The sequence below is a fragment of the Shewanella sp. SP2S2-6 genome, from assembly GCF_031931965.1.
Classification (GTDB): Bacteria; Pseudomonadota; Gammaproteobacteria; order Enterobacterales; family Shewanellaceae; genus Shewanella; species Shewanella baltica.
Window position 1 is genome coordinate 1 of the sequence record NZ_JAUOEQ010000014.1, and the last position, 21,895, is coordinate 21,895.

The window sequence follows — 21,895 nt, forward strand, 5'->3', positions numbered from 1 at the left end:
ATTTTAGCGGGTTAAGCGGCCCGCGACTGTGGTGCTAAGTTACCAGTATCGGCAATGCCTAAACTGTTTTCAATGTCTTCGACGCTCTGCTGTACTTCTTGGGCGATGACTTCACTCTGTTGTGAACTGGTTTGCGCCTGTTCTTTTAAGCTATCCATAGTGCGCACAAATTGATCGAGATAATCGACTTGCTCCTTGGCATTGAGCGAGCCTTGTTTAGCGGTATTGGCCATGTCGCTCGCTTGGTTTTGCACCGTTTGCGCCACTTGCCATAGGCTCTGAGCACGCAGTTTTTGACTGCTGGTGGCCTGTGCTATGCCATCGACACTCTCACTGAGGGCATGATTCGATTGGGTCAGTTGCTGCAGAATCTTCACGATTTCGTTTAAAGACACTTGGGTGCGCTGACTTAAATTTCGCACTTCATCGGCAACCACGGCAAAGCCGCGACCTTGCTCTCCCGCCCGCGCAGCTTCAATGGCGGCATTGAGGGCGAGTAAGTTAGTTTGTTCGGCGATATTGCCAATTACATCAATGATTTTCGACACATCCGTCACTGAGTTATTCAGGCTTTCAAGGGAAGCATGGCAAAGGCCAACGGCGGTTTGCGTCTGCTCAGTTGCGCTGAGTACGGCCTCGGCTTCAGTTTGGCTCGACTGCATTTGGCGCATGGTTTCGGCGGCGCTGTCTTCCACGAGTGCCGAAGTGTGGCTCACCTCATTGGCGAGGCTACGGATATGTTCGGTCTGTGTTTGCGTATCGGCCACAATCGTCTGAGTGTGCTCTGTGTGCTGCGATAGCTGAGTAATGCGCGCAACCAGTTGGCTTAATGATTGAGAAACCTTAGTGATTTGCTGGCGTTGTGCCTCGTCTTCCTGTTCAAACCTTTGCAGCAACTGGTTGAAATGACCTGCGATTTGGCCAGTCTCGCAGCGACGATTAATATCTAAACGCTCGCGGCTGTTCGATTCGCTTAATTTCATAAAGGCTTGATTAAGACGTTTCAGCGGTTTGACGACGCGATTTTGCTGCAGGATTAAATAACCTATAGCAAACAAGGCCATGATGGAAACCATAGTGTAGAGGATCAGTTGTAGCTCATATTTCAGCTGTTGATTCTTTGCCGCCTGAGCCTCACCTAAGCCAATAAGCTGTTGTTCCACATTGCTAATTGCTTGAATGAGTTGATCTTGCATCTCTTGGTTGGCTTGCAGCAATTGGTGGGTATTGGCGACTTCTTTGTTGTATCGATTGGCGAGACTGAGCAGTTCACTGCGGTCACTTTCGCCGACTTCAATCTGTTCTGGTTCGCTGGCACCGAGGGCAAACTCATCGGCTTCTTGCTGCTCATATACGCCGATTAACGGCAGTGCGCTGAGGGCGTCGTGCCACGTGTTTAGCTCTTTGCTGGTGCTGTCTAAAATGCCCTTGAGTTGCTGATTTTTGCCGATCAGATAGCCATCGGTCAGCTGGGAAAGTTGATAGACGATGGAAGGTAAATCGCGGCTCAATTGCAGATATTGTTCGGCGACCACCGCATTTGTGGCTAAGCCTTTATCGGCATAACTGCCCAAACGACGGTTATAGTCGAGCATTTCAGATTCGGCGTGGGCCAGCAGTTGCCTGGGGTTGCCAGCGAGTTTACCCGCGGCGCGGTACTTGGTATCTAAATCTTGAATGAAGCTGCTTAAGATAGCTTGCAAGTCATTATCGGTAGCGCCCATGGTGGCGAGATTAAGCTCTGTGAGCTGGTTCTTAATGGCGCTGAGTTTAGTTTTAGCTTGTTCAAGTTGGCTAGAGTTGCCGCTGGCGAGATAGCCGTCGAGATCGCGGCGTACGCCGACGAGGAAGTCTTCTTGTATGCTTTGCAGTGTGAGTGTTTGTTGTTCTATATTTTGTCGCTGATCACTACTCCACAGCACTACGGCCGCTAATAATCCCGCGAGCAATAACAACAGGGCAGAAGCAGAGAGCGACAGCGTTGAAATTTTCATTTTGCAATCTTCATAATTGTCAGAGCCAGTTAACTGTTCTGAGTTTATGAATTTAGCGTGACATTAATATGACAAGCGCACACTTGAATGTCAGCGTTGTCATTTGATTTGCAGAGATGTGATCTCGCGCTATTCCAGCGGCAGCCACACTTGGGCTCTCAAACCGCCTTCGGCGCGGTTGGAGAGGGTGACTTGCCCTTGGTGTCTATCGATAATTCGTTTGATGATGGCGAGACCTAGGCCTGAGCCGACACTGCCTCGGGCGATATCACCTTGGGTAAATGGTTGAAATAGTTTGGTAATTTGTGTCTCGTCGATTCCTGGACCATTATCTTCAACACTAAAACCGATACGTTTGCCATCGAACTGCGAGCTAATGCGGATCCAGCCAGAACCATAGCGAAAGGCATTTTCGACTAAGTTACTCAGTACTCGCTTGATGGCAATCGCTTGGAATTGAGCTTCGGGGCAGTCAGTTAATACTACTTCAATTTCGCCGGCGCGATTGGCTTCTGCTTGAGCGACATCTTGAATGAGTTTATTGATTTGCCCTAGTTCACGGCTGGTTTCCTGATCTTGGCGAATATACGCAATAAACTGGCTGATGATGGCGTCCATATCTTCGATATCGTTGACTATGCCATCTTTAAGATATTGATCTTCCTCAACCATCATCTCAGAAGCGAGACGAATACGGGTGAGCGGCGTGCGCAAGTCGTGGGAAATCCCCGCCATCAATAGCGCTCTGTCCTGCTCCAGTTGTTTCATGCTGTGCGCCATCTGGTTGAAGGCGTTAGTCACTTCGACAATTTCACTCGAACCATTAAGCGGCAAGGGATCGGGGAATTCACCGCGGGAAACGGCAATCGCGGCTTTTTGTAGTCGCCTAAGTGGGCGGTTTTGTTGGCGGGCAAACCACCACCCCCCAGCGACGCTGAGGGCGCCTATGACCATTAAATAGAGGGTGAGCGGCGAAAGGTCTGAAACATTCTGACCGATAAGCGGCACTTTTATCCAAATCGAGGGCGCCTGTGGTGGACGGATCCAAATCTGTAATACGCTGCCGTGGGTGACACGCACTTCGGCGTCGCCGCCGAGATATTCCGACATCTGCGCCGACCAGAAACCATAGTAAGTCGCTTGCTCAATGCCAGCTTCGCGCGCTTGCTGCTGATTGTAAATCTTCATGCCATCGTCGTGGACTTTGGCATTGAGGGCATCGACTATGGTTAAGTGCTCGCGGCCAATATCTATGCCATCGACAAACAGCAATTTGACTTGGCGAGCGATTAACTGATTGATTTGTTGGTAGCTTGGCTTAAGCACATAGACGGCAACTGTGACGTAAGACACCAGCTGATTGATCAGTAATAGACAACCAATCAGCATCACGGTTTGACTAAACGCGCTGCGAGGCACAAACCGCCACCAAAACTTAGCTTTCATCGGGGGCTCAATAACCGCAGGAGATTAAGATGGCAATGCGGCTCATCGACGCGCTGCACCATCGGGCACAAACACATAACCTAATCCCCACACCGTTTGAATGTAACGCGGATTTGCAGGATCTTTTTCGATTAAACGCCGCAGACGTGACACTTGCACGTCGATGGAGCGTTCTAGCGCAGAATAATCGCGGCCACGGGCGAGGTTCATCAACTTATCCCGAGACAAGGGCTCGCGTGGATGGGTGACGAGCACTTTAAGCACGGCAAACTCACCGCTGGTGAGCGCAATCGATTCGTCGCCGTGGTACATTTCACGGGTGGCTAAATCTAGCGAAAACTCACCGAAGCTGATTTGTGCTTCTTGCTGGGCGGGCGCACCGGGTACATCTTGGGTTTGGCGACGCATCACGGCTTTGATCCGCGCGAGCAATTCCCGTGGATTGAAAGGTTTTGGCAGATAATCGTCGGCGCCTAACTCTAGGCCAATAATACGGTCGACTTCATCGCCCTTGGCCGTCAGCATCACGATCGGAATAGGATTACCTTGCTGGCGCAAACGGCGGCAGATAGACAGGCCATCTTCACCGGGCAACATTAAGTCGAGCACGAGTAGATGGAAGTTTTCACGTTCTAATAGGCGGTCCATCTGCTCGGCATTGGCCGCGCTGCGCACCTGATAACCTTGCTCCATCAGGTAACGCTCGAGTAACGCTCGCAGGCGCATATCATCATCGACGACGAGGATTTTCGAGGTTTCTTGTCCCATGGGATGTCCTTTAATTGCTCAGATTGGTGCTTATTCTACTGACGAGAAACAGTTAAGATTAACCAACTGGCTGAAATTGAAAACGAATCTGCCTAATATAGCCGCATTCAACCTAGGCGACTAGCTCACCTTAGTGGCTTGAATGCGATAAATGCTGACATTTATTGCCCAATGTTAATACTAAGCAAATGAAATTGCATGGGAATACTCGCGTTTATTCACGCCAAGGGTGAAATTGTAACTAAATGGGCATCAGCAACTTTTGGCGCATTTATCGTTTGTTGATATTCGCTGAGTGGCAAAAGGATTTTTATTAGTCCAAAATCATAACTCTCTGATTATCAATTATTAGGCGTTTATGCACTTGTCCATGAGTTATAAAAATGCTTCGAAATGGGGCTTATTAGTCCTGTTGATTGGATTGGCGCTAAGCGCGTTATTAACAGGGTTGACGGGGCGCATGAACGCCCAAACGATTGAGCAAGCCTTGCGCGAAAACGCGGAGCAAATCAGTGAGAACGTGATTAACCGTATCACCTTATATCAATATGGTTTACGCGGTGCACGCGGTACGATAGTCACTGCGGGTGAGCATGGAATTAGTCGTGCTAGCTTCCATCGCTATAGTTTAACGCGGGATGTGGACCATGAGTTTCCCGGCGCCCGTGGATTTGGCTTTATTCGTCGAGTACCCAGTGCCGATGAAGCGGCATTTATAGCAAGAGTTCGTCAAGATGATTGGCCTGATTTTAATATTCGCCAACTTAACGCTCATGATGGTGAAAGATACGTTATTGAATATATTGAGCCAGTAGACCGCAATAAAGCTGCCGTTGGCTTAGATATTGCCTCAGAGGCACATCGTAAAGCCGCTGCCGATGCGGCTATGTTATCCGGTGAAGTGCGTTTATCTGCACCCATCACATTAGTGCAGGCTACGGGCAGGCCGCTACAATCATTCTTAATTCTGCAGCCTATTTATCGCACGGGTTTAGTACCTAAAACACAACAGGAAAGACTTTCAGCTGGGTATGGTTGGAGTTATGCACCCTTAGTGACGAATGAAGTACTGACTGGGTTAGCGCTAAATCAAAAGATGACTAAGCTGCTCCTTAGCGATATCACCCAAGCTGAGCACCCCATCAGTTTTTTTGAAACACACCCTGATGATGCGTCTCCACTATCTGCATATCGCCATAAAATGACGAAAGACATTTTTGGGCGTCAATGGCAGATAGAAGTCATCGCTTATCCATCATTTATTAAGTCACTGCGTCTTAATCAGCCCAGTTTAGTGCTGTTAAGTGGCAGTTTGTTTAGCCTGCTTTTAGCTGCGTTAATTGCCATGTGGTCTATTAGTTTGCAGCGTAAGAAACAAGTACAACTTGAGCAGGCAAGGCGCGCTAACATGCTGGAGCATTCCCTCGATGGCATTATCAGTTATGACACTAAAGGCCAAATTACCAGTTGGAACCGAGGTGCGGAGCAGTTATTTGGTTATACCGAGGCGCACGCTCTTGGCCAGTCGTGTTGTAAATTGATTATTCCTGCCAGCATAGTGCAGCAAGAAAGAGCATTATTCGCCGAAGTGTTAGCGGGGAAAACCTTATTAAATCGGATATCTAGCCATCAACGACAAGATGGTAGCCATTTATCAACCTCGACAACAGCCATGCCTATTTACGACGAACACGGCAACATAGTAGGTATGAGTCAAACGATCCGCGATATTACGGCGCAGCAGGAAGCTGAGCGATATATATTGAGCTTAAATGCGAGTCTCGAACGGCAAGTAGCCAAGCGTACCCATGCGCTGCAGCAGGCGTTACTCGAAAACCAAACCTTGCTCGACACTATTAATCAACAGCTACTCTATTCCGTTACTGACCCCAATGGCGTCATCTTAGAGGTGAATGATAATTTTTGCCGTATTAGTGGCTATGCGCGTGAGCAACTGGTGGGGAAAACCCATGCAATACTCAAGTCAGGTGAACATGATGCATCTTTCTGGCGAGCTATGTGGCAACAGATAAACGTGGGACAGTCTTGGCACGGTGAAATCTGCAATCGTGATAAGCACCAAACGTTGAAATGGTTCGATACTGTGATTGGTCCAGTATTTGATGAATACGGTAAAATTGAACGTTTTGTGGCATTAAGGATTGATATTACCGACCGTAAGTTGACACAGATTGAGAAAAATAACTTAGGGTCATTACTGACTAACGTGCTCGATGCCGCCTCTGAAATGTCCATCATAGCCACTGATGTACAAGGGAATATCACCATTTTTAACCGTGGAGCAGAGCGCTTACTCGGTTATTCAGCCGAGGAAATGATAGGTCAATCTACCCCTGCGCCTCTGCATTTGCCAGAGGAGGTAATGGTCAGGTCTGCGGAGCTCTCCGCTGAATATGGTCACGACATTCAAGGCTTTGATGTTTTCATCTATAAGGCAAGAGCCGAAGGTTCGGAAACCCGCAATTGGACCTATGTGCGTAAAGACGGTAGCCAGTTTCAAGTGTCACTTTCTGTCACTGCGATGCGGGACAGTGTTGGCGAGATTATTGGTTATTTAGGCATTGGCGTCGATATTTCACTGATGTTACTGCAGCAACAAGCACTGATGACGGCCAGTAACCATTTAAGTAAGGCCGCCGAAGTGGCTCAGTTAGGTATCTGGACTTGGAATCTGCTCGGTAATTCGCTTGAATGGAATGAACGTATGTTTGCGATTTACGATCAGCCTGAAAGTCTTCGTGAACAAGGATTAACCTATGAGCACTGGTCGATGCGGGTCCATCCTGACGATATTGCTTTTGCTGATGCTAAATTGAAAGGCGCTGTTGAAGGAACGGCGAAATATGACCCTATTTTTAGGGTGGTAAGGACAGATGGCTCGATTCGCTTCGTTCAGGCAGCCGCCCAAGTAGAGCGCGATAAACAGGGTCATGCGATTAGAGTGATTGGGATTAATTTAGATATCACTGAACAGCAACAATTGGAAGAAAGCTTGCGAGAAGCTAAGCAGGAGGCCGATGCGGCGAGTGCGGCTAAGTCTGCATTTTTAGCCAATATGAGCCATGAAATTCGCACCCCAATGAATGCCGTATTAGGCATGCTGCAATTAATTCAATACACCTCTTTGTCTAGGCAGCAGCAAGATTATGTTAATAAAACTCAAACGGCCGCTAAGTCCTTATTAGGACTGCTGAACGACATTCTCGACTTTTCTAAAATTGATGCTGGCAAGTTAGTACTCGATCTTCATCCCTGTTCGATTGAATTGCTGATGCGGGATCTTGCCGTTGTACTGTCGGGTAACCATGGTGATAAAGATGTCGAGGTGATGTTTGATCTCGACACGGCTTTGCCTCCTTGGCTGTTAGCAGATCAACTTAGATTGCAACAGATCCTCGTTAACCTCGCAGGTAATGCCCTTAAATTCACTCACCACGGTCAAGTGATTGTCGGCATTGAATGTTTACGACATGAGGCAGATACAGTCACAGTGCAAATTTCAATTACCGATACGGGTATTGGTATCAGTGACGAGCAGATTGAGCGGATTTTTACCGGATTTGAACAGGCAGAATCCTCAACATCACGCCGTTTTGGGGGCACAGGGCTCGGGCTAGCAATAAGCAAAAGGCTGATCGGCCTTATGGGCAGTGAGTTACATGTGACCAGCAAGGTGGGTGTTGGAAGCCGTTTCTGGTTTGATGTGACGTTTCCTATCATACAAGTCGAAGAAACTCGGCACGCAGACCTTAGCGGATACCGAGTGTTAGTGGTTGATGATAATGAATTGACGGTAGAAATTTTAGAGAAAATTTTGACCGGATTTGGGTGTGAGGTTGAAACTGCCTTAGGCGGATATGCTGCTCTAGAGAAGGCTAAACAATCCCATGAAAAATCGGCACCGTTTGATGTGGTGTTGATGGATTGGCGTATGCCAGACCTTGATGGGTTGCAAACCGCCGAAATGCTGCGTAACTCAGACGCGAATAACCAGACTCCGCTGGTGGTAATGTTAACGGCTTACGGTCATGAAGTGATTGCCGAGAGTCAGCAGATTAGCAGTGTCCCTTTTGTTAATTTCCTCACTAAACCTGTGACATCGCAGATCTTGGCAGAAGCTGTGTTGAATGCCATCGAAGGTAAGACAATGGAGGCGCACCCTCAGCCACGTTCACAGCGATCTTTAGCAGGGCTAACCATATTAGTGGTGGAAGATAATCAACTCAATCGACAAGTTATCGATGAGCTATTGAGTTATGAGGGCGCGAATGTCGTATTGGCAGAAGGCGGCATGGAAGGTGTTTCCTTGGTGCTCGAGAGTGGTGACTTATTCGATATTGTCATCATGGACATGCAAATGCCCGATATGGATGGATTGGAGGCGACTCGACGTATCCGCGCTGATGGACGTTTTGCAGCATTACCGATACTTGCGATGACAGCTAATGCTTCACAGTCCGATAGGCAAGAGTGTCTCAATGCGGGTATGAATGACCATGTTGGCAAACCCATCGATATGCCACTATTACTACCGAGTATTTTGCGCTTAGTTGGCCGTGAGGATATGACCTCTGCTGAATTTGAAGGGCACTGGCCTGAAGCGACGCAGGAGCAGAGTGATGAGCAATTACTCGATGATATTCGCCTGATCCTGCGTCGTTTTGGGGGGAATCAGTCTTTCTTCCAAAAAATGGCCAAAAGTTTTGCGCCTGAAATGATGAAGCAACTCGCGCTCTTTAAGCAGTCGACTAAGATATTTGATCACTCAACGGCGGCGGCGATTAGCCATGGTATTAAAGGCATTGCCAGTAATTTTGGTGCTCGGCGTTTAGCTGCGCATGCGGCTTACTTAGAGAAACAGTTTAAGCAAGAATGCCCTGAACTGATTGATATTAAGCGCTGGACGGATACGTTAGAGGTACTCATTAATCAGAGTAGTCAGCAGCTTTCAACCTACTTTGAGGTGGAAGAATTTAATGCAGTTATTAGCGATAATGTAGAAAAAGCCGTGTATTCTTCGGTATCGGTGCAAAGTGTTAAGACGGACCTTAATACCCTAATGAACCTATTAAAAGAGAACAATTTAGAGGCTATGGCCTTAACTGACCAGTTAGCTGAATTGCTGTCAGGCCATCCACAATGGTCCATATTGCATGGGCAAGTGCAAGCGCTCGATTTTAATCAGGCATTAGATACGCTACGGATTATCATGTTGGAGGAGGCGTAATGCATCTTGCAGAATTAATTGCTCGGCCCCAAAGTGAGAAAGGTAAGATCCTCATCGTTGATGATCAGCCGCTCAATATCAAAATACTGCATCAACTCTTCAATGAAGAGTATGAGTTGTTCATGGCGACCAATGGTGAGCAGGCGATAGCCATATGCCAGAAGGTACAGCCAGATTTAGTGCTGTTAGACATTGAAATGCCTGGTATGTCGGGTTTTGACGTTTGCCAACATATTAAAGCCGATCCTGAAACCGCGACTATTGGGGTTATTTTTGTCACGGCTCATTTTGATGAAGTGCAAGAAGTTAAAGGTTTTCAGCTGGGTGCAGTCGATTTTATCCATAAACCTATCAATCCAATTATCACCACTGCGCGGGTAAAGAATCAGTTTACCCTCAAGCGACAATCCGATCTGTTGCATTCCATCGCGCTGCATGACAGTTTAACGGGCGTCGCCAATCGACGTCAGTTTGAGCAGCGACTTCCTGAAATATGGAAACATTGCTGCCGCAACGAGTTAGCCTTATCTGTGGTGATGCTAGATGTGGATTTTTTTAAACGTTTTAATGATCGTTATGGTCATCAGGAAGGCGACCAATGTTTGCGACAGGTTGCAAAAGCCATAAGCGATTCTCTGCAGCGCGCGACTGACTTTGTTGCACGTTATGGCGGGGAGGAGTTTATTTGTATTCTGCCAGAAACCAAGCTTGCCGGTGCCATTCATACGGCACAGAAAATAGTGAATGCAGTACAAGCTTTGCATCTTGAACATCTCGAGTCGAGCTTCCAAGAAGTGACGATTAGTGCGGGTGTTGCGAGCGTGCTGCCCAAAAGTGATTTGACTTGGCAAACACTGATCGAAACAGCGGACCAGCAATTGTACTTGGCGAAAGAGAGTGGACGTAACCAAGTAGTAGGCCTAGGGCTTTAGCCCGTGAGTTTGTATGTGATTTTTAGCGTGCATTTTGTGAAATTGCCGCTGTTTTTTGCTCAGCATGTGGATAATAAAGAGTTATGAAAGCGCATTTGATCACCCGACAGGGTTGGCAAACTTTAGATAAAGAATTGAAGTATTTGTGGAAAGAATATCGGCCGCAAATCACCCTTAAAGTCCAAGAAGCGGCGGCGCAAGGCGACCGTAGCGAAAACGCTGATTACACCTACAACAAGCGTTTGTTAAGACAAATTGATGGCCGAGTAAGGTACTTAGTTAAGCGGCTGGAAGAGTTAAAAATCGTCGATTACTCACCGCAGCAGGAAGGTAAAATATTCTTCGGCGCTTGGTTTGAGCTTGAAAATGAAGCGGGTGATCGCGTGCGTTACCGGATCGTCGGTAAAGATGAACTCGATACCAAATTGGGCTACATCACCATCGACTCGCCCATGGCGCGTGCCTTAATCGGCAAGCAAGTGGACGATGAGGTGGTAGTGCAAACGCCATCGGGTCCAAAAGAGTGGTATATCAATCAGATCCGTTACACTCCTTTTGAAACCACTCTCGCCAGCGAGGCAGATTAGCGACAGGGTTGCCGCCGTGACAACCGCTGCGGTCACCATGGCATAACGGGGAAAGATCAAAGACTCTGATTTGACTTAGGCTTTAGCATGAAACATACGGGGCGCCTGTGGTATCTTTGGCGCAATAACGACTTACTTTACAGTTAGGCACGACACTTTATTTATGCAAACTAATGCACATAACATCGCTCAGATTATCGCTCAAGAACTGAATGTTCGTGAGCAACAAGTTGCCGCAACCATCACTCTGCTTGACGATGGTGCGACAGTTCCCTTCGTTGCCCGTTATCGTAAAGAAGCCACGGGCGGATTAGACGATACGCAACTGCGTACCTTGTACACACGTTTAGGTTACCTGCGTGAGCTGAACGACAGACGCCAAGTGATTCTGTCTAGCATCCAAGCTCAGGGTAAGTTAACGCCAGAATTACAAAGGGCTATTGACGACGCCGACAGCAAGACACGTCTCGAAGATTTATACCTGCCCTTCAAACCTAAGCGCCGCACTAAGGGCCAAATCGCTATCGAAGCTGGGCTTGAGCCATTAGCCGATGCCTTACTGGTTGATCGTAGCGTAGATGTCGAGACTACAGCGGCGGGTTATATCAATAGCAAAGCGGGTTTTGCCGATGTTAAAGCTGTGCTCGAAGGTGCGCGTTATATCCTGATGGAACGCTACGCCGAAGACGCTGAATTACTGCGTAAAGTGCGTGAGCATTTAAGCCAAAACAGTGTGTTAGAAAGCCGTTTAATTGCCGGTAAAGAGAAAGAAGGCGCGAAATTCCGAGATTATTTTGAGCATACCGAACAGTTAGCTAAGATCCCATCACACCGTGCGCTGGCTATGCTGCGTGGCCGTAACGAAGGTTTCTTAACCTTATCTATGAATGCAGACCCCGCCGCCGAAGCGGGCCAAGGTAGTTACTGCGAAGTGATTATCTGTGATCACTTAGGGCTGAAATTAGGCGATAGCAGCGTTGATCAATGGTTAAAAACCGTGGTGACGGCGACATGGCGCATTAAGATTGCGCTACAGATGGAAACAGAGTTTATTTCGCAAATGCGCGAACGCGCCGAAGCCGAAGCGATAAAAGTTTTCGCCCGTAACTTAGGTGACTTATTGATGGCCGCTCCAGCGGGCGCGAAAGCCACCATGGGACTCGATCCAGGTTTACGTACTGGCGTGAAAGTGGCGGTGGTCGATAACACGGGTAAGATGTTGTGCCATGCGACGATTTTCCCGCATGCACCGCAAAATCTGTGGGAAAAGTCGATTCGTACTCTGGCTAACTTAGTCAAAATGCACAAAGTTGAATTAATTGCGATTGGTAACGGCACGGCATCACGGGAAACCGACAAGCTGGCCGCTGAGCTGATTGCCGCCGTGAAAGATACCCATCCAGAGTTGACTAAAGTGATGGTCAGCGAAGCGGGCGCGTCTGTGTATTCGGCATCGGAATTGGCGGCGCTAGAGTTTCCTGATCTCGATGTCTCGATTCGTGGTGCTGTGTCTATCGCGCGTCGTTTGCAAGATCCGTTAGCCGAACTGGTGAAAATTGAGCCTAAGTCTATCGGTGTGGGCCAATACCAACACGACGTGAGCCAAAGCCAATTATCGGGTTCGCTGGAAGCCGTGGTTGAAGACTGTGTAAACGGCGTGGGTGTGGATCTCAACATGGCCTCTGCGCCTTTGTTGTCGCAAGTGGCCGGTTTAAACAAGACGTTAGCGAAAAACGTGGTCGATTACCGTGATGCCAATGGTCAGTTTAAAAATCGTAAAGAGTTACTGAAAGTGCCACGTTTAGGGCCTAAAGCCTATGAGCAAGCGGCGGGCTTTTTACGTATTCGTGAAGGTGACAACCCACTCGATGCTTCGTCTGTGCATCCAGAGGCTTATTCACTCGTCGAAACTATCGCTAAGGCTAAACAAGTGGAGCTGGCGAGCCTGATGGGTAACTCAGATCTACTGCGCAGCATCAAACCTGAAGAGTTCATTACGGCGGAGTTTGGTTTACCAACTGTGATGGATATTTTAGCCGAGCTGGATAAGCCTGGTCGCGATCCCCGTGGTGAGTTCAAAACCGCCAAGTTTAAAGATGGTGTGGAAGAACTTAAACACTTGAAACCTGAAATGGTGCTCGAAGGCGTGGTGACCAACGTGACTAACTTTGGTGCCTTCGTCGATATTGGCGTGCATCAAGATGGACTGGTGCATATCTCTTCACTGACCGACAAGTTTATCAGCGATCCCCACACAATCGTGAAGGCGGGTGATGTGGTTAAAGTCAAAGTGATGGAAGTGGACGTTGAGCGTCGCCGTATCGGTTTGAGCATGCGTTTGGATGAAGCTATCGATCAAAGTAAATCGCAGCAAAGACCACATAATCCTGCCAGAGCTCATAATGATAAGGCACCACAGTCGACGAAACCTGCTGCACGTCCTGCGCAAAAGCAAGCACCTAAAGCACCTGCGAACGCGGCCATGGGCAATGCCTTTGCTGATGCCTTCGCTAAGCTGAAAAAGTAAGCGTGAACCGTTAAGACTCGGACTTAAGCCATGTCCGAGTCGACTTTTTTACATGTTACTCACAAAATTGTTGCATCAATATCGTCTTAGGGAATATAAAGTCGGCATTTAATGCAACGTTAAGCAAAATCGGTTGTCATAGCACAGCTTATTCACCGATTTTTTTCAAATTGACACTCCAACGCTGAGTGGCTCTTTATACGTTTTGGGGTAACACATGCAATCTGGTTTATCACCTCGCGGGCACAACAATGCCCATGGGCCTTTCCGCGCCATCTTTATTTTCTCGCTATTAGTGCTTTTTATTGCCACCGCGAGCCGTATCGCTTTAGGGCTGTGGCAAGCCGATCGCGTGGCCGCTGTTGATGGTTGGTCGCATCTCTTAATCCAAGGTTTACGCGTCGATATCGCTACCCTGTGCTGGTTATGGGGTATTGCTGCCTTAGGAACCGCATTGTTTTCGGGTGATCATTTTATTGGCCGTCTGTGGCAGCCGATTTTGCGGGTGTGGTTAACTGTCGGTCTGTGGATCATCCTCTTTTTAGAAGCATCGACCCCTGCGTTTATTGAAGAATACGGTATTCGCCCGAATCGTTTGTATGTGGAATATCTGATCTACCCGAAAGAAGTGCTTTCTATGCTGTGGGCGGGTCGCAAACTTGAGCTGATCTTCTCCGTACTATTAACTATCGGTACGCTTTGGGGTGGCTGGGTGTTAAGCGGTAAGCTCACTAAAAATTTACGCTTTCCACGCTGGTATTGGCGTCCAGTATTAGCATTAATTGTTATCGCTATCACGATATTAGGTGCTCGTTCAACCTTAGGTCATAGGCCACTTAACCCTGCTCTAGTGGCCTTTGCCGATGATCCATTAGTTAACTCGTTAGTTATCAATTCAGCCTATTCATTAGTGTTTGCCATCAAGCAAATGGGCAGTGAAGAAGATGCTTCTAAAGTGTATGGTAAGTTAGATAATGCTGAGATTATTGCGACCATAAGACAGGAAAGTGGTCGTCCTGACAGTGCATTTACCTCTACGGATATCCCATCGCTAAGCTTTAACCAAGCCAGTTATACTGGTAAGCCAAAGAACTTAGTGATCTTACTGCAAGAGAGTTTAGGCGCACGTTTTGTGGGCAGTTTAGGCGGTTTACCCCTGACTCCGAATATCGATGCTTTATCCAAAGAAGGTTGGTATTTCGATAACTTGTACGCTACTGGTACTCGTTCAGTGCGCGGAATCGAAGCCGTGACAACAGGCTTTACCCCGACTCCAGCCCGTGCTGTGGTGAAACTGGGTAAGAGCCAAGTTGGCTTCTTCAGCATAGCTGAATTACTTAAAAATCATGGTTATACCACGCAGTTTATCTATGGTGGTGAGAGCCATTTCGACAATATGCGTAGCTTTTTTTTGGGCAACGGCTTTAGTGACATCATAGATCAGAAAGATTATAAATCTCCGACCTTTGTGGGTTCGTGGGGCGCCTCTGACGAAGATTTAATGCGTAAGGCGAATAGTGAGTTTGAGCGTCTGCACAGCGAAGGTAAGCCTTTCTTTAGTTTAGTGTTTAGCTCGAGCAACCACGATCCATTTGAATTCCCAGATGATCGTATCGAGCTGTACGAGCAACCTAAGCAAACCCGCAACAATGCAGCGAAATATGCCGACTATGCGATTGGTGAGTTTTTCAAACTGGCGAAAAATGCGGACTACTGGAAAGACACGATTTTTATCGTGGTTGCCGACCATGACAGTCGAGTGGGTGGCGCGGATCTGGTGCCAGTGACACGTTTTCGTATTCCGGGTTTAATCCTTGGGGATAATTTAGCGCCAAAACGCGATCATCGCATTGTGAGCCAAATTGATTTACCGCCAACACTTCTATCATTGATTGGTATTTCAGACTCTTATCCTATGCTAGGCCGAGATTTGACCCAGGTCAGCGATGATTGGCCTGGACGCGCGTTAATGCAATACGATAAAAACTTTGCCCTGATGGAAGGTAAAGATGTAGTGATCCTGCAGCCAGAAAAAGCGGCTCAAGGTTTCGAATATAACGAAAAAACTGAGCAGTTAACGCCTTATGCGCCAGCTGCAGCAGCGTTAGAGAAGAAAGCCTTAAGTTGGGCATTATGGGGCAGTTTGGCCTACCAGCAAGAGCTGTATCGTTTGCCTAAATAAGCGTTAAACAGCATAAAAAATGCCGCTATTTTTAGCGGCATTTTTGTTTATCATTCAGGTTAATTTTGTGCGCAAACGGATTCATACGATTGGAATAGGTTAAATCCACGTCGACATAATAGATTCTTGCTCTGGCTGAGTCTGTTGTTGATAGAACTGACCAATGCGTTGCCCAAGCTGTTGATAAAATTGAGTTGATTCACCTTGGAGTGATTGCCTTGCCGCACTACTGGTATTCGCTTTGGCGTTACTGCTGGCATAATTTGCCGCACCTTGACTGACCTTTAAGCGGATATCCTTACGTTGCAGCGCCGCTTGACCGCGTGCAGCAACTTTAAGCGTCTTAGGTAACACCCGCTCGGCCACCACAAGGGGGGCTTTTTTCTCTTGCTGTTGTTGGCTTTGTTGCTGCGAGGATTGCTGTTGCTGCTGTTTTTCTTGAACTTGTTGCTGATTATTCTCGAGCGTTTTGGTTTGTTGCTGAGTTTGATCTGCTGTGCGTTCATTCTGCGGATTAAAGGCGCGTTCTTCATGGCCTTTAGTGGCAGCTTGTGGGGGAATGACCACTGGTTTCAGTTGGTTGTCGACCCGAGCCGAGTCCGTCGCGACATTACTGGTCGCTAGTGGGACTTGGGGGTAGTTACTGACAACTAACATGGAAAATTCCTTGGCACATTAATGGTTAAATACTAGTCATTAATCGCTCAAAGATAAAGCGTTAACGTGTCTGTAACGTTAACCAAGGCATAAATACTTGCAAAAACTCCTGTTGATGGGAAATAAACGGCGCATGGGAGGCTTTGGCAAGCATCATATCTTCAATTTGCGGCGTGATCGGCATCTTAGGTGGTACGCGTTTGGGCACTAGCCCATCGAGTCGACCCCAGATCCTTAGCCAAGGTTGCTGTAATTCTGTCAGTTGCGGTCTTAAGTCGATGTCAGTCAGCATGCTTAAACCTTGAGTTAAGGCTCTGGCATCGGGTAATGGGCGCGCAAGAACAAGATCGCGCAGCCGTTTGATATCTTCTTTGGCGGTTTCGCTGCCCATGGCCTGAATCGCTAGAAATCTCTCTATAGTTTTAGGTAAATTTTGCTCGAGTTGTTCTCTAAATTGATTAAGGACTTGGGGTGGAATGCCCGGCCATGCTTCGTCTTCCCTTGCCATAAAGCAGGGGGATGAGGCGATAGTGATCAAGCCTTTGATTTTTTGTGGGTAACTTAGTGCTGCCTGAGTCGCAACGAGCCCACCGAGTGACCAGCCGGCCCAAATAGCGTGTTCTGGTAATGCGGCTACTAAGGCATCGACCCAAGCTAATAGATCACCTTCCACCATCTGACTATGGCCGAAGCCCGGCAAGTCGACATAGTGCACCCTATACTGAGACAGTGACTCATGTAATGGCGTAAACACAGCGCTATTGACTCCCCAACCGTGAAGCATCACCAGATCTGGCCCTTGGCCTCTGATTTCAATATGCAAATTTGCGTGGTTTGTGGATGTCACTTGGCTCACTTGAGTGCCTCAAAAATGGATTAGGTGAATGTATGCCGCACTTTGTCAAAAGGATTTGGCCGCAATCTGCTTTGCGGATTATGCGTTTAGGCTATCAACTCGGCACAAGGTGGTTGGCGGGCAGTTTACCTAACCGTTGCCTGCTGTGCCACCAATCCATACCTATCTCCGAGACGGGCATTTGCATCGTTTGTCTTCAATCTGGCTTATATCATGGACCTATTTGCTTAGGCTGCGGTAAGTCGATGCAAATCGAGGTCGATTATTGCGGGGAATGCCAAAAGCGTCAGCCGCGTAAAGTCGTTGCCCCCTGCAGTTACCATCAAGGTTTAGGGGCTTGGGTTGGCGCGATTAAATATCAAGGGCAACTTGCCGCTTTGCCCGTGCTGTGTCGCGCCTTAGTGGCGCGAATTAAGCTATTAGAACAGCAAGGATTAATCACCTTGCCGCAAGCGATAGTGCCAGTTCCATTGCATCCAAAACGCTTACAACAACGGGGATTTAATCAGGCGTGGTTAATTGCCCATGAGTTATCACAGCTCATGCAACTGCCGTTAGTGAGCGAGGGATTAACGCGCCAGCAAGACACTCGGCCGCAGGCCGGACTTTCAGGTGCACAACGACGACGAAACTTACACGATGCCTTTATGTTAGCGGATGATTTTGCGTTCCAGCGTATTGCACTGGTGGATGATGTGGTCACGACAGGCACCACAGTCTCTGAAATTGCCCGCTTATTCGAAGCGCGATACGTACATGTGCAGGTATGGTGTTTGGCAAGGGCAGAGGCGCCAGGCTTGTTGGATGATGTTGACGCTGTTTAAAACATAGCGGTCACATCATTATATCTATGTGTATGTCAAAATTATGTCAAAAATACTGAGTGAAAATGAATAAGTTTTAATTCTGAGACAAGGTTTAAGTATCTGTATCAATAAGTTTTATTTGTTAATTTTATTGATGTACCTTCCTATGTTATTTCGTTTGGAGGGTATTTATGGACGCTAAACAGGCGCTATCAAATGCAAATGCGGCATCTATGCTGAAAGATGTTATTCACGCGATAAGCTATTCTTTGAAGCTGCATGGTATCTGTGGTTTCTGGTTTCAGGGAGTTCCACATTGTGCGTATGAAAATTATCACTTTCCAAAAGATACCAATCTGTTCTCTCCTACGGCGTTACGAAAACCTATCGCCAGTATAGCTTCTTCCCCTGTTGTCGCTGAATTACAGCGTTTTTATTTAAATCAGGTTGCAGCCAATGATTTCAATTTTGGATTTTCATTAGATACTTCAAAATCTTATATGTATAGATTCACGAGTGAAAAAAATGATAAGACCAGCCTACTGTTTAGTAAGCATAATATTCAAAGTGTTTTGAGCTGGCCCATCTCATGCCACACTAATCGTCATTGGGCAGGCCGCTTCATACTACTCAGCCATCTTAGCGACTCAGAGATAGCATTAGAGGGATTGGCTGATACTTTAAAGGAAGCCCAAAACAAGCTGTTTGAATGTAATAAACAATTGTTCAATCCATTTCTACAAAGCTCGCTACTTAAAGATAATGCGAGAGATATCCTGCTCATGGTCGCAAACGGCCTTCAGAATGACGAAATTTCAACTCAGCTCCCGATAAGTGTCAGAGGAGTTGAATATCATATGGAAGCTATGCGCAAGAAATTTGGGGCTACAAATAGAGCAAACTTAATCCATTTAGCCCATCAATATGAGTTGATCTAAATATGTTGATATTACTGGTTGAAGATAATCGACTTCTCTCTAACAACATCATTCAATATCTTGAATTGAGTGGCATAGAGTGCGATTACGCTTTCAACCTAGCTCAGGCTGATATGCTAATTAGCCAGCAGCAATTTGACGCTATTATTCTCGACCTAAATTTGCCTGATGGTGATGGGATTGAAGCATGTGAACGCTGGAAAGCACAGTGCATTACTTCGCCCATAATAATGTTAACCGCACGTAGCAGTCTGAATGAGCGCTTGAATGGGTTTGCTGTTGGCGCGGATGATTATTTAGTAAAACCATTTGCAATGGAGGAACTCGTCGCGCGATTGAAGGTGGTTGCTCAGCGTCGTCCGGCGCCTCAAAGGCTAGTCATTGGGGAGCTAGAAATTGATTTTGGAAACCATAGGGTATATCGCCAAGGACAGCTTCTTGCTTTACCTAAAACAGGCTGGCAGATCCTTGTTTTATTAGCTCGGCGTAGCCCAGAAACAGTGAGTAGAGAAGAGATTGAGCGAACGATTTGGCCCAATAGTGCTCCTGATAGTGATAGTTTACGCAGCCATATTCATCTGTTACGAAGGGTGATAGATCGACCCTTTGAACGACAAATATTGCATACGATTCGTGGAGTCGGTCTAAGCCTTAGGGATGATATCAATGCAAGCTCCTAAGCTTAGCCTCAAGCGGAACTACCAAGTATGGGGTGTTATTTTTCTATTAATAACATTAGGTATTAATAGCTTTATACCACTGTGCATGATGTGTGCAGGTATGATTTCTATGCATGAGGTCACCATACATAATGCAGGGCAAGCTGCTGAATCATTACTGACTATGGCGGAACATGCTCAACCGCAAAAACAATTACTTAATCAGCCGATTCTAAAAACTGATAACTTAACCGTCTATCTTAATTGGTCAGATATCCCTCCGCTGATTCGACAATTAAGTAATGATGAAGTCTTAACTGATGCGAATACAATTCTGTATGAGCATGCAGAAGGTCCCTTTGTTGATGCTTTGAGTGTGTACTACACACAGAGTGGCCAGCCACTCTATGTTTGGCTGCAGTACAGCGTTACCCATGACTTGCAATTTGCACCTAAAAACATGACTGCAATCTTGCTTCTAGTATTGATAACCTTCTGTGCAAGCGCAGGCCTTGCGTTTTATATGCAAAGTAAAGTGATTACACCTGTCCATCAAATTAGCCATGCGATTAAGCAGCATGATTGGGAGGGAGGAAGGAAACTTAGCTTACCGAAACAAGAATATGCTGAATTAAAGGCTATTGTTGATGCTTTAGATAACTCAATTTTACAACTTCAAGAGGCTCAGCAGCGGGAGCTAAATTTTCTGCGATTTGCTAGCCATGAATTACGTACGCCTGTTGCAATATGCCAGTCTTCATTCGAAATCCTCGCTTTACAACAAGGTGAACTCACTGGAGCGACTTTGTATGCTTCTCAAGCGACTGGACAAATGAAGTCTCTTATTGAAACACTGCTATGGTTAACAAATAAAGAGTGCTCCAGCCTAGAAAAAGAAAACGTAGCTCTGTCACCTTTACTTCTCAGTATTATCGAGGAGCAGCAACAAGTACATGGTCATGAACAAAAAATACAGTTATTAGCTGATGATACTTGTTTGCTAGTTCAGCTCCAGCCTTTAAAAATAATAATAAGTAATTTATTAAAGAATAGTATTGAACATGGTGGAGTCGATATTAATATTACTCAAGAAGGTCATTGTGTTGAAATTATTAATTCCTACAATAGTAACGGTCATAATGGATTCGGTTTAGGATTACTGTTGGTTAAACGGCTGGCAGATCAACTCGATTGGTTTTTTACAACATCATCAAAAAATGGCATGTTTATAGCAAAATTAATTATAACTAAATGACTTAAATATATTTCATCGATGTTTACTACATTTAACCACACACTTTTTAAATCTAACAGCGCCTTTGGGTCTAGATCACATAGCCTTCATGTTAGCTATAGTAAATTAATCCAATAAAGTTTATCAGGCATGGATAGTATTCTTTTTTAAAAGAACATTGTCTCAAATAATATATGGATATGTGAGAGGTTTTATGTGTAACAAGAGTGTTATAACAGCTTTGTTTGGCGCGATTTTTGTCAGTGGTTCAGTATATGCTGATGTGAATAAGACTAGCGTAGATTTAGGTTATAAATTCTACACAAACGACACGAAAAATGATAACCCAGGCGTTTTTAATCAACCTTTTGTTAAGTTAAATCATCTGGGAATTGCAGATTGGGGATCCTATTTTGCTAATGTTAAGTTAGAAAATCCTGCCGAACTCGCTGAAAATCAAAGAAACATAGATGGCAAAACTGCAATTAAATCGTTAATGATAATAGAAAATCGGCTAGGAGACTCTCAGTTTAATTTTTGGACGCAAAACTTTGTATCAGCGAGTGAAACTTTAGTTGAGGATAATCTTTATTTTGGTCTTACCCATAATGCTAAATTCAAAGATTTATCATTAAATTATGGTGTTGGTTTGAACTATACATTTGGAAATTTTTCACCTACATCAGCGAAGTTTAACGATTTATCAGGCTACGCGGTCGTACTGAATGCAAAGTATCCATTTGACTTTTTGGGTTTTAACCACAGTTTAAGCTTAAATTATGAGGCTCAAATCGATAGGGATGAAGTACATCAAGAGCTTTTTTCATACAACAGTTACGGCCACCAAATCATAACAACTATACAAACAAAACTAACAGATTCAATATATTCTAAGTTGCATCTAACTCATTATGATAGTTGGGGTTCGCAATATAACGATGGGCTTGAGTATGGTATATCGATTGGTTATCAATTTTAACTATTAATCAGAGGGTCTGATGTTTTTCAAATATACGGCCTCATCTCTATTAGTGATCATTTAAAATATTCAATCTCTTTAT

At 46.0% G+C, this 21,895-nt stretch carries 15 protein-coding genes; 10 read left to right on the forward strand and 5 right to left on the reverse strand.

Translation table 11 applies throughout. From position 1 onward, the window contains the following. Positions 1-11: 11 nt before the first annotated feature. The 3 genes from Q4Q57_RS11315 to ompR all read right to left on the reverse strand — a co-directional run bounded on the left by Q4Q57_RS11315 (position 12) and on the right by ompR (position 4,208). Positions 12-1,994 carry a methyl-accepting chemotaxis protein gene (locus Q4Q57_RS11315; protein WP_259542514.1) on the reverse strand — a complete coding sequence of 661 codons (1,983 nt, stop codon included), beginning with the start codon at positions 1,992-1,994 and terminating at the stop codon, positions 12-14. Positions 1,995-2,123: 129 nt separating this feature from the next. Then, positions 2,124-3,440, reverse strand: a complete 1,317-nt coding sequence (gene envZ, locus Q4Q57_RS11320) for a two-component system sensor histidine kinase EnvZ (RefSeq protein WP_311890874.1) — start codon at positions 3,438-3,440, stop codon at positions 2,124-2,126. Positions 3,441-3,482: 42 nt separating this feature from the next. Next, positions 3,483-4,208 (reverse strand): two-component system response regulator OmpR, encoded by a 726-nt coding sequence (gene ompR / locus Q4Q57_RS11325; RefSeq protein WP_006079507.1) that lies wholly within the window; start codon positions 4,206-4,208, stop codon positions 3,483-3,485. Between the two features lie 358 nt (positions 4,209-4,566). Between ompR and Q4Q57_RS11330 the strand changes: the two genes are divergently transcribed. The 5 genes from Q4Q57_RS11330 (at position 4,567) to Q4Q57_RS11350 (ending at position 15,684) form a co-directional block, all read left to right on the forward strand. After that, on the forward strand, positions 4,567-9,456 hold the full coding sequence (locus Q4Q57_RS11330) for a PAS domain S-box protein (protein WP_311890875.1): 4,890 nt from the start codon (positions 4,567-4,569) through the stop codon (positions 9,454-9,456). Then, a complete protein-coding gene (locus tag Q4Q57_RS11335; RefSeq protein ID WP_311890876.1) occupies positions 9,456-10,388 on the forward strand; it encodes a diguanylate cyclase in 933 nt (310 codons plus the stop codon). Before Q4Q57_RS11330 ends, Q4Q57_RS11335 begins: the two co-directional genes overlap by 1 nt. 83 nt (positions 10,389-10,471) lie before the next feature. After that, positions 10,472-10,975, forward strand: coding sequence for a transcription elongation factor GreB (gene greB, locus Q4Q57_RS11340; protein WP_006079584.1), 504 nt, complete (start codon positions 10,472-10,474; stop codon positions 10,973-10,975). A gap of 163 nt (positions 10,976-11,138) precedes the next feature. Next, positions 11,139-13,502, forward strand: coding sequence for a Tex family protein (locus Q4Q57_RS11345; RefSeq protein ID WP_311890877.1), 2,364 nt, complete (start codon positions 11,139-11,141; stop codon positions 13,500-13,502). Positions 13,503-13,719: 217 nt separating this feature from the next. Continuing rightward, the gene (locus Q4Q57_RS11350; RefSeq protein ID WP_311890878.1) at positions 13,720-15,684 is read left to right on the forward strand and encodes an LTA synthase family protein; all 1,965 of its coding nucleotides are present in this window, start codon (positions 13,720-13,722) and stop codon (positions 15,682-15,684) included. Positions 15,685-15,783: 99 nt separating this feature from the next. Here the strand turns inward: Q4Q57_RS11350 and Q4Q57_RS11355 are convergent, their stop codons facing one another. Both Q4Q57_RS11355 and bioH read right to left on the reverse strand, forming a co-directional pair. Beyond that, positions 15,784-16,341: a hypothetical protein gene (locus Q4Q57_RS11355; protein ID WP_311890879.1), complete on the reverse strand. Its 558-nt coding sequence runs from the start codon at positions 16,339-16,341 to the stop codon at positions 15,784-15,786. A gap of 61 nt (positions 16,342-16,402) precedes the next feature. Further along, complete coding sequence (bioH, locus tag Q4Q57_RS11360) at positions 16,403-17,197, reverse strand: pimeloyl-ACP methyl ester esterase BioH (protein ID WP_311890880.1); 795 nt, start codon at positions 17,195-17,197, stop codon at positions 16,403-16,405. Positions 17,198-17,229: 32 nt separating this feature from the next. On the opposite strand from bioH, the gene Q4Q57_RS11365 reads away from it, so the two are divergent. The 5 genes from Q4Q57_RS11365 (at position 17,230) to Q4Q57_RS11385 (ending at position 21,813) form a co-directional block, all read left to right on the forward strand. Then, complete coding sequence (locus Q4Q57_RS11365; protein WP_311890881.1) at positions 17,230-18,021, forward strand: ComF family protein; 792 nt, start codon at positions 17,230-17,232, stop codon at positions 18,019-18,021. A 173-nt stretch (positions 18,022-18,194) separates the two neighbouring features. Continuing rightward, a complete protein-coding gene (locus tag Q4Q57_RS11370; protein WP_311890882.1) occupies positions 18,195-18,941 on the forward strand; it encodes a helix-turn-helix transcriptional regulator in 747 nt (248 codons plus the stop codon). 2 nt (positions 18,942-18,943) lie between these two features. After that, positions 18,944-19,621: a response regulator transcription factor gene (locus Q4Q57_RS11375; RefSeq protein WP_006084628.1), complete on the forward strand. Its 678-nt coding sequence runs from the start codon at positions 18,944-18,946 to the stop codon at positions 19,619-19,621. Next, complete coding sequence (locus tag Q4Q57_RS11380) at positions 19,608-20,855, forward strand: HAMP domain-containing sensor histidine kinase (RefSeq protein ID WP_311890883.1); 1,248 nt, start codon at positions 19,608-19,610, stop codon at positions 20,853-20,855. Before Q4Q57_RS11375 ends, Q4Q57_RS11380 begins: the two co-directional genes overlap by 14 nt. Positions 20,856-21,048: 193 nt before the next feature. Beyond that, positions 21,049-21,813 (forward strand): outer membrane protein OmpK, encoded by a 765-nt coding sequence (locus Q4Q57_RS11385; protein WP_311890884.1) that lies wholly within the window; start codon positions 21,049-21,051, stop codon positions 21,811-21,813. The last annotated feature ends 82 nt before the right edge of the window (positions 21,814-21,895 follow it).